This window comes from Acidiferrobacteraceae bacterium, from assembly GCA_037388825.1.
GTDB lineage: Bacteria > Pseudomonadota > Gammaproteobacteria > Acidiferrobacterales > JAJDNE01 > JARRJV01.
This window is the reverse complement of record JARRJV010000082.1, coordinates 1-9,186: the sequence shown is the minus strand read 5'-3', so window position 1 is coordinate 9,186 and position 9,186 is coordinate 1. Positions and strand designations below refer to the sequence as shown.

Genomic DNA, 9,186 nt, shown 5'->3' with positions numbered 1-9,186 from the left:
GCTGCCACCATGAGATGGCAGATTTCATGTCGTATTCCACGCCTTCGCCCCGGGCGTACATCATGCCGAGATTGTATTGCGCGGCGGCATCACCAGCGAGTGCAGCCCGGGTCCACCAGTGCGCGGCGAGACCGGGATTGCGCGCGATACCCTGGCCGCGGATGTATACAAGACCAAGGTTGTATTGGGCGTCGATATGGCCCTGTCGAGCGGCCTGTTCCCACCAGCGCGCCGCGGCGACGATATCCTTGGGGACGCCGGTACCGCGCGCATAGGCCAAGCCAAGATTGTATTGCGCCAGCACATAGCCGCTTTGCGCAAGAGGGCGCCACAGTCGGACCGCCTGTTCCGGGTGACCCTCGTTGTAGGCCTGGAGACCCGCCTGGAATGTGTCGGGCACGAGTCCGGTGCGGGTCAGGTCCTGACCGATGGAATCGGAACGCGGGCCCGGCCGAGGCATCTCCGCGAGGGCCGGAGCGCTGCCCGCGCCGCTGAGGAACAGGGTGCAGGCCAAAGCAGAAATCGGCCAGATTTTGCTGGCGAGCCATTTCATGTTGGTTTCCTCCGTTTCCGGGCGGAGAGGCGGGCGCCGCGGATTCTCACCCTCTGATGTCCAAGAAACGTGCCACGGGTGAAAATTACCATTACCATGAGAAAAAGATCGGAATTACAGAAACTTAGGGGCTAAGCGTCCCTTGCGACCTTCATCGGAGGACCGCGGAATCTGGCGCGGGGCGTCACCGCCCTATGCGGATCAGGGGCAGTTCTTCCCGCCGTCGGTCCGCGCATTTACGCTAGAATGCGGTCGACTGGCACCCGGCGGGAGGTCTCTTCTGGGTACCGCCCTTGTGCACGAGTATGGGTGAATGGAAGACAACGAAACCGGACTGAAGCGTAGTATTTCCCTGCCGCTGTTCATCTTCTATGGCCTGGGCAACACCCTCGGGGCCGGGATCTACGTGCTGGTCGGCAAGGTGGCCGGCCAGGCCGGCGTGTTCGCGCCCTTGTCCTTTCTGGTGGCCGCGCTCGTGGCATCCATGACCGCGTTTTCCTACGCTGAACTTTCATCGCGCTTTCCACTGAGTGCGGGTGAGGCCGTGTACGTGCAGCACGGCCTCGGACGCCGGTCCCTGGCGATCGGCGCAGGCGCCTTTATCGCCCTTTCGGGCATTGTTTCCTCGGCGGCGCTTGCACGCGGTTTTGTTGGTTACTTGCAGGTCCTTGCCCCCGTGCCAGACTGGATGGGCGTCGTCGCCATCGTCCTCATTCTCGGGGGGCTCGCCGTTTGGGGGGTGGTGCAGTCGGTACTCATGGCGAGCCTGTTAACCCTGGTTGAGGTTGGGGGATTGCTTTGGGTGATTTGGGCCGGTGGTAGCAGTCTCGGTCACCTGCCCCAGCGTCTGCACGAAATGACCGCTTCCCTGGGCGACATCTCTGTCTGGCCCGGAATCATGACCGGTGCATTTCTGGCGTTCTACGCATTTCTTGGTTTCGAGGACATGGTGAATGTCGCGGAAGAGGTCAAGGATGCCCGCCGTAATCTGCCACGGGGTGTTCTGTCTGTTCTCGTGCTATCCACCCTGCTGTACGCCTGCGTTGCCCTGGTTGCCGTGTCGGCCGTTCCGCCGTCCGAGCTGGCTCGGGCGGGTGCCCCGCTGGCCCGGGTCGTCCAGCAGGGGAATGGTACCTCACCGGTCTACATCAGCCTGATCAGCATTGCAGCGGTGGTCAACGGTGCACTGATTCAGATCATCATGGTTTCCCGCATCCTGTATGGCATGAGTCGGCAGGGTTGGTTGCCCCCGGTGTTTGGGCATACCAGCGCCAAGACCCACACACCGATTCTGGCAACGGTCCTGGTCAGTGTCGGCATCGTGGTGTTCGCTTTGTGGTTTCCCCTGACTCTGCTGGCGGGGGCCACCAGTTTTCTTCTGCTAATCGTCTTCGCCCTGGTGAACCTTTCACTGGTCCGAATCAAGCGACGGGAGGAGTCCGGCTCCACCGTGGTTACCTACCCGGTCTGGATTCCGGTTGTCGGCTTCGTCTTTTCCTTGTTGCTGTTGCTGGCGAGTTTGAGTGGAGCTCTGGTCAATCACTGAGCCAGCAATGTGTTCCGTGACGTATTCACTCTTGACGACCCACGGCCGTCATCGCATGATGCACGTATGAATCTCTTTCCCCGAAAAGACCAACTGATTATTTGTGCGACGTCGGTACGATGGATGCATCGTAGCGCGCGCCCGTGGTCCTGCCGGATGTCAGAGATGTAACGTAGATCCGTAGATATTCCGAATACCGAAAGGCCACAGGTGCGCAACCTGTGGCCTTTTTTGTTTTTCAACCACGAGAGAAGGGAAGCAGTCATGTCCGTATCCGCAGCGTACCTGGGAGTTGTTCTGATCTGGGCGACCACACCTCTTGCGATCCAGTGGAGCAGTGAAGGTGGTGGATTTGCATTCGGTGTTACCGGCCGCATGGTTCTGGCGGCGGTTCTGATGTTTGTTGTGTTGCGTGCGCTGCGGATTCCGTTCCCCTGGCACCGTGAGGCGCGTCGGGTCTATCTCGTATCGGCAAGCGGAATTTTCGGGGCGCTGTTTGCCACCTACTGGGCGGCGCAATACATTCCTTCGGGACTGATCTCGGTACTGTTCGCTACGGCACCAATCGTCACCAGTGTCTTTGCGGCCCTGTGGCTGGACGAACGAGGCCTTACAACCCTGAAGGTGACCGGGATCGCCACCGGCATCGCCGGCCTTGCGCTGGTCTTCCGTTCGGGGCTGAACCTTGGTCCCCATGCGGTCCTCGGAATCCTGGCCATGTTGTTCGCTGTCACTGTGTTCTCGCTCAGCGGGGTCTGGGTCAAGCGAGCGGGCGGAGATCTGCATGCGTTGGCGGTCAATGCAGGAGGGCTGACCCTGGCCTCGCTGATGTTCATCGTGGCCTGGGTCCTTGTCGACGGTCACCTTCCACAGCGAATGCCCGGGCGTGCGATCGGGTCCATCGTCTATCTTGGCGTCGTCGGTACTGCCGTCGGGTATAGCCTCTATATGTACCTGCTCAAGAAGCTGCCGGCGGCGACTCTGGCTCTGGTGACCCTGCTGACGCCGGTGTTTGCCCTGTGGCTGGGTCACGTCCTGAATCACGAGACAGTTGCGCCAGTGGTGTGGGCCGGGACGGCGCTGGTTCTGCTGGGCCTGATGATGCACCAGTGGCAGGAGTGGCGAGCCGTTCCCGCAGGGTAGGGGGCGGTTCGGTTTGCCTGCCCCCCGGGACGGTGTATTTTTGTCCCGGGAGGCAGAATGAGCAACGAAGACCGTAGAAGTCAGGATCTTGAAGGATTGGCCCGAGGTCTGGGCGAGCTGTTGAAGCAACGGGGCATGATGCTGGCGACGGCCGAGTCGTGTACCGGCGGCTGGGTAGGGCAGGTGCTTACCTCGGTTCCTGGAAGTTCCCACTGGTACGATCGCGGTTTTATCACCTATACGAACCAGGCCAAGCGCGACATGCTGGGCGTGACCACCGATGTACTTGCGCGCCACGGTGCTGTCAGCGCACAAACGGCGCGCGCCATGGTTGAGGGCGCCCTGGCGAACAGCCGCGCACAGGCGGCTCTGGCGATCACCGGGATTGCCGGCCCCGGGGGTGGAACCGCGGAAAAGCCTGTCGGTACCGTCTGGCTTGCCTGGGCGGCCAGTGGTCGGGAACCTGTGGTGGTGGTGGAGCACTTCGACGGCGATCGCCGGGAGATTCGGCGCCAGGCGGTTGGTCGCGCCCTGCTTGGAATGCTGGATTTTCTCGAGGCGGAGCGTGCCTGATCGCTTCCCTGTTCGCGGGTATTCTTTTGGATTCATATCCCCTTGTTATTTCACAGGAAAGGCAAGCCGCGCCGGCGAATTCCGTCCGGTTCGGCAATCTGCGGGGCTATCAGGGCCCGCAGCAAGTATGAAATAATTCGCACCGAATTCGGTTTTCGCCGGCCCATGGACAGGGCCCAAACCAGCCCACAGGAGTAAATGATGGATAGCGAGAAAAGCAAGGCACTCAAGGCGGCCCTCGGCCAGATCGAAAAGCAGTTCGGCAAGGGTTCGGTAATGCGTCTGGGGGACGAGGAAACGCAGGCGGTGGATGTGGTTCCGACCGGTTCCCTGGGTCTGGATATTGCGCTTGGGGTCGGTGGCCTGCCCCGGGGCAGGGTGATTGAAATCTATGGCCCGGAATCTTCAGGCAAGACTACCCTGACCCTGCAGGTAATCGCCGAGGCCCAGAAAATGGGCGGAACCGCCGCCTTCATCGATGCCGAGCATGCGCTGGACCCGCAATACGCGGAGCGGCTTGGGGTCAACGTCGAGGACCTGCTGGTTTCGCAACCTGATACCGGCGAGCAGGCATTGGAAATCGCAGACATGCTGGTTCGATCTGGTGCCGTGGATATCGTCGTCATCGACTCGGTGGCGGCGCTGACGCCCAAGGCCGAGATCGAGGGCGAGATGGGCGCCAGCCATGTCGGGCTGCAGGCACGCCTCATGTCCCAGGCGCTGCGCAAGCTCACGGGTAACATCAAGCGCTCCAATACCATGGTGATCTTCATCAACCAGATCCGCATGAAGATCGGCGTGATGTTCGGCAACCCCGAAACCACCACCGGTGGCAATGCCCTGAAGTTCTATTCATCGGTACGGCTGGACATTCGCCGCATCGGCGCGATCAAGAAGGGTGACGAGGTTGTGGGTAACGAGACCCGGGTGAAGGTGGTGAAGAACAAGGTGGCTCCACCATTCAAGCAGACGGAATTCGATATCCTGTACAACGAAGGTATATCCAAGGAAGGCGAGCTGATCGATCTCGGGGTCAAGCTGAACATCGTCGACAAGGCCGGTGCCTGGTACAGCTACAACAAGGACCGCATTGGCCAGGGTAAGGACAATGTCCGTCAGTACCTGAAGGAGCATCCGGAAACGGCGGCCGAGATCGAATCCCGGATCCGACAGGAACTCGGCGTAGGTGCCCACGCGAATGTGGCTCTGGTGGACACCGATGAAGCGCCGGCGGAGGCGGAAGCCTGAACCGCGGTTCCCGCGAGCCTGATTGGGAGCAACCTTACGCCCGCAAACGGGCCATGGACCTGCTGGCGCGGCGCGAATACGGCATACGCGAACTGGAACAGAAGCTGATCCAGAAGGGCTGCCCGCGGGAGATCGCGGCGGGCGCGGTGGACGGCCTGAAGCGCGATGGACTGGTTTCGGATGAGCGATTCGTCGAGAGCCTCGTGCAGAACCGGCGCGAACGCGGCTACGGTCCGCTCCGGATTGAGCATGAGTTGCAGGAAAAGGGAATCGCTCGCTCCGTGATCGACCAGTGGCTGGACCCCCGGGATCCGGCATGGCTGGACGTCTTGCGGGAAGTGCACCGGCGAAAATACGGCGCCATGGCGCCTGAAAGCTACCAGGAACGCGCCCGACGGGCGCGTTTTTTGCAATCCCGGGGCTTCAGTGCGGAACAGGTGATGAAGGTTCTGAAGGCTGACGAGTTTGACTGACGGCGTACCATGAAGAGCAACGAGCTTCGACAACGTTTCCTGGAGTATTTCGCCCGCAACGATCACGCGATCGTAGCCAGCAGTCCGCTGGTTCCGGCGAACGACCCGACCCTGCTTTTCACCAACGCCGGAATGGTGCAGTTCAAGGACGTGTTTCTCGGACGTGAGAAACGCGACTACAGCCGTGCAACGTCCAGTCAGCGATGTGTGCGCGCCGGTGGCAAGCACAATGATCTGGAGAATGTTGGCTATACCTCCCGTCACCATACGTTCTTTGAAATGCTGGGCAACTTCAGTTTCGGTGACTATTTCAAGCGCGAGGCGATCGGTTTCGCCTGGGAGTTCCTGACGAAGGAGCTGAAGCTTCCGTCCGAACGCCTGTGGGTCACCGTGTACCAGGACGACGATGAGGCGGCGGACATCTGGTTGAAGGAAGTCGGCGTGGATCCGAATCGATTCTCGCGCCTGGGTGACAAGGACAATTTCTGGTCCATGGGCGATACCGGTCCATGTGGTCCGTGTTCGGAGATCTTCTTTGACCACGGCGAGGATGTACCCGGGGGTCCACCCGGTTCGCCCGAGGAGGACGGTGATCGCTACGTGGAAATCTGGAATCTTGTCTTCATGCAGTTCGATCGGGATTCCGCCGGCACGCTCACGCCCTTGCCGCACCCTTCAGTGGACACGGGCATGGGCCTGGAGCGTATCGCCGCGGTCATGCAGGGTGTGCACAGCAACTATGATATCGATCTGTTTCGCGCCCTGATCCAGGCGGCCATCAAAGTCATCGGCTGTTCCGAGAAACAGAGCCATTCCCTGAACGTCGTCGCCGACCATATTCGCGCCGCCGCCTTCCTGATCACCGACGGGGTGCTGCCGTCCAACGAGGGTCGGGGCTATGTGCTGCGACGTATCATCCGCCGGGCGATTCGTCACGGCCATCGCCTGGGCGCGACCGAATCATTTTTCTTCCGTCTCGTGGATCCATTGATCGCGGAGATGGGCGAGGCCTATCCGGAACTTGCGCAGGCACGCGACAATGTCGTGGCGGCCCTGGAGCGCGAGGAAGAGCGTTTTGCCGAAACCCTGGAGCAGGGCTTGCGTATCCTCGACCAGGACCTGGCCGGTCTGAAAGGCGATACGATCCCCGGTGACGTCATTTTCAAGCTGTATGACACGTATGGCTTCCCCATCGATCTGACCCGCGACATCGCCATGGAGCGGGAACTCAAGCTGGACATGGCCGGATTCGAAAAAGCCATGGAAGGTCAGCGGGAGCGCGCCCGCGCCGCCAGTCGTTTTGCGGTCGATTATCACGATGCGATCCGGTGGGCGACCGTGGCGTGATCGAATCGCCCTTTGGCCGCTTTGTGGTCGAAGACACAAAGAAGCATCCCTCCGGAGCATTCCTGCATATTGGCCGAATGGAGCACGGCGAGTTTTCCGTGGGCACGGCGGTGAAGGCCCATATCGATGAGGAACGGCGCCAGGAGATTCGCCTCAATCACTCGGCGACACACCTGCTGCATGCGGCCCTGCGCACCGTGCTGGGGACACATGTGACCCAGAAAGGGTCCCTCGTGGATCCGGATTACCTGCGCTTCGATTTCTCCCATCCGCAGCCCGTGTCAGACGACGAGTTGCGGTCCATAGAAGACATGGTGAACGCGGAGATCCGCGCCAACAACGATGTGGAGACCCGGCTCATGGCCCTGGATGATGCAATGGCCAGCGGCGCTATGGCCCTGTTCGGCGAGAAATACGACCAGAAGGTGCGGGTGCTCCGTATGGGGGACTTCTCGACCGAGTTGTGCGGCGGCACCCATGTGAGCCGAACGGGCGATATCGGCCTGTTCAAGGTCACCTCGGAATCCGGGGTGGCTGCCGGCGTGCGCCGCATCGAGGCCAAGACCGGGCAAGGGGCCCTGGACTGGATGCTGCTTAATTTGGAAGAACCCCTGGATGTGATCGCGCGTGAACTCAAGACCGATCGCACCCAGGCCGTGGACAAGGTGCGTCAACTGGCCGAGAGAAGCAAACAGCTGGAAAAGGAGCTGGCCCAGATCAAGGCACGTCAGGCCAGTGCCGCCGGAAGCGAGCTCGCGGACCAGGCGCAGGAGATCGACGGGATCAAGGTGCTGGCGGCGCGCCTGGACGGAGTGGACGCGAAGGGCTTGCGGGAGACCCTGGATCGGCTCAAGGACAAGCTGGGTTCGGCCGTGATCGTGCTTGCATCCGTGGATGACGGCAAGGTCAGCCTGGTGTCGGGCGTGACTAAAGATCTGATCAAGCGTGTCCATGCGGGCAAGCTGATCGGCGAGGTCGCGGCCCGGGTGGGCGGCAAGGGCGGCGGGCGCCCGGACATGGCCCAGGCCGGCGGCAAGGATGCAGCAGCCCTGCCGGAGGCCCTGGATCAGGTTCCGGCATGGGTCAAACAGCAACTCAGCGCGTAAAGTCCGGTTTACTCATTGATTGAAAGCAGGTTTAATCTGCGCCCTTTGCATTCCGCAACACGGTTTCCATGGCACTGATCGTCCAAAAATATGGCGGCACCTCCGTCGGCTCGCCAGAGCGCATTCATGCGGTGGCGGAAAAGGTGGCCGCGACCCGCAAGGCCGGCAACGATGTCGTGGTGGTGGTGTCGGCCATGAGCGGCGAGACCAACCGTCTGCTCGAGCTGGCGGGTAGCGTATCGGACAGCCCGTCCGCCAGGGAGCTGGATGTGCTGTTGGCCACAGGTGAACAGACCACCATTGCCCTCCTGGCCATGGCCCTGGACCGTATCGGCATTCCGGCACGTTCCTACACCGGTCACCAGGTCCACATCCGGACCGACAATATCCATGGCCGTGCCCGCATCCAGGACATCGACGGCGCCCGTGTTCGCCGCGATCTGGCCGACGGCCGCGTGGTCGTGATCGCCGGTTTCCAGGGCGTGGACGAGGACGGGAACATCACCACCCTGGGACGGGGCGGATCGGACACCACTGCAGTCGCCATGGCCGCGGCCCTGGAAGCAGATGAGTGCGAGATCTATACCGACGTCGACGGGGTGTATACCACCGACCCGCGGATCGTTCCCGAGGCCCGGCGCCTGGACCGGATTACCGCGGAAGAAATGCTGGAGCTGGCCAGTCTGGGGGCCAAGGTCCTGCAGATCCGCTCGGTCGAATTTGCGCGCAAGTACAAGGTGCCCTTGCGGGTCCGGTCCTCGTTCGAGGAAGGTCCCGGAACCCTGATCAGCTACGAGGAAAGCAATATGGAACAGGCCCTGATTTCCGGAATTGCGTTTAATCGCGACGAGGCAAAGGTGACCATACGCGGGGTGCCGGACAAGCCCGGTGTGGCCTACCAGATCCTGGGTCCCGTGGGCGAGGCGGGGGTCAATGTCGATATGATCGTTCAGAACGTGGGCGGCGACGGAACCACCGACTTCACCTTCACCGTCCACCGTGCCGAGTTCAAAAAGGCGCTGGAGCTGCTGGAAAACAAGGCCCGCGAGCTGGGTGCCCGCGAGGCCAGTGGAGATGATAAGATCGCGAAGGTATCGGTGGTTGGAGTAGGCATGCGCTCCCATGCCGGTATTGCCAGTACCATGTTCCGCACCCTGGCCGACGAGGGCATCAATTTCCCGATGATTTCGACTTCGG

The 9,186-nt window shown here is 61.4% G+C and carries 7 protein-coding genes and 1 pseudogene; 7 read left to right on the top strand and 1 reads right to left on the bottom strand.

What is annotated here, in order from left to right; translation table 11 throughout:
- On the bottom strand, positions 1-553 hold a 553-nt coding region (locus P8X48_11680; protein MEJ2107963.1), incomplete at its 3' end, for a tetratricopeptide repeat protein.
- Between the two features lie 313 nt (positions 554-866).
- On the opposite strand from P8X48_11680, the gene P8X48_11675 reads away from it, so the two are divergent.
- The 7 genes and pseudogenes from P8X48_11675 to P8X48_11645 form a co-directional block, all read left to right on the top strand.
- A complete protein-coding gene (locus P8X48_11675; GenBank protein MEJ2107962.1) occupies positions 867-2,099 on the top strand; it encodes an amino acid permease in 1,233 nt (410 codons plus the stop codon).
- A gap of 264 nt (positions 2,100-2,363) precedes the next feature.
- Positions 2,364-3,242: a DMT family transporter gene (locus P8X48_11670; GenBank protein ID MEJ2107961.1), complete on the top strand. Its 879-nt coding sequence runs from the start codon at positions 2,364-2,366 to the stop codon at positions 3,240-3,242.
- A gap of 57 nt (positions 3,243-3,299) precedes the next feature.
- A complete protein-coding gene (locus tag P8X48_11665) occupies positions 3,300-3,815 on the top strand; it encodes a CinA family protein (protein MEJ2107960.1) in 516 nt (171 codons plus the stop codon).
- 201 nt (positions 3,816-4,016) lie between these two features.
- Entirely contained in the window at positions 4,017-5,063 is a 1,047-nt protein-coding gene (gene recA / locus P8X48_11660; GenBank protein MEJ2107959.1) for a recombinase RecA, read from the top strand.
- A 53-nt stretch (positions 5,064-5,116) separates the two neighbouring features.
- Positions 5,117-5,536: a regulatory protein RecX gene (locus tag P8X48_11655; protein ID MEJ2107958.1), complete on the top strand. Its 420-nt coding sequence runs from the start codon at positions 5,117-5,119 to the stop codon at positions 5,534-5,536.
- 9 nt (positions 5,537-5,545) lie between these two features.
- Positions 5,546-7,989, top strand: a pseudogene (gene alaS, locus P8X48_11650) (alanine--tRNA ligase).
- Positions 7,990-8,057: 68 nt separating this feature from the next.
- Positions 8,058-9,186 (top strand): aspartate kinase (locus tag P8X48_11645; protein ID MEJ2107957.1); only part of this gene is annotated, 1,129 nt, incomplete at its 3' end.

What these genes read in the sequence shown, in the direction of transcription:
- P8X48_11655 (MEJ2107958.1), top strand. Translation starts at nt 5,117, where the DNA reads ATGGACCTGCTGGCGCGGCGCGAATACGGCATACGCGAACTGGAACAG.
- P8X48_11670 (MEJ2107961.1), top strand. Translation starts at nt 2,364, where the DNA reads ATGTCCGTATCCGCAGCGTACCTGGGAGTTGTTCTGATCTGGGCGACC.
- P8X48_11665 (MEJ2107960.1), top strand. Translation starts at nt 3,300, where the DNA reads ATGAGCAACGAAGACCGTAGAAGTCAGGATCTTGAAGGATTGGCCCGA.
- recA (MEJ2107959.1), top strand. Translation starts at nt 4,017, where the DNA reads ATGGATAGCGAGAAAAGCAAGGCACTCAAGGCGGCCCTCGGCCAGATC.
- P8X48_11675 (MEJ2107962.1), top strand. Translation starts at nt 867, where the DNA reads ATGGAAGACAACGAAACCGGACTGAAGCGTAGTATTTCCCTGCCGCTG.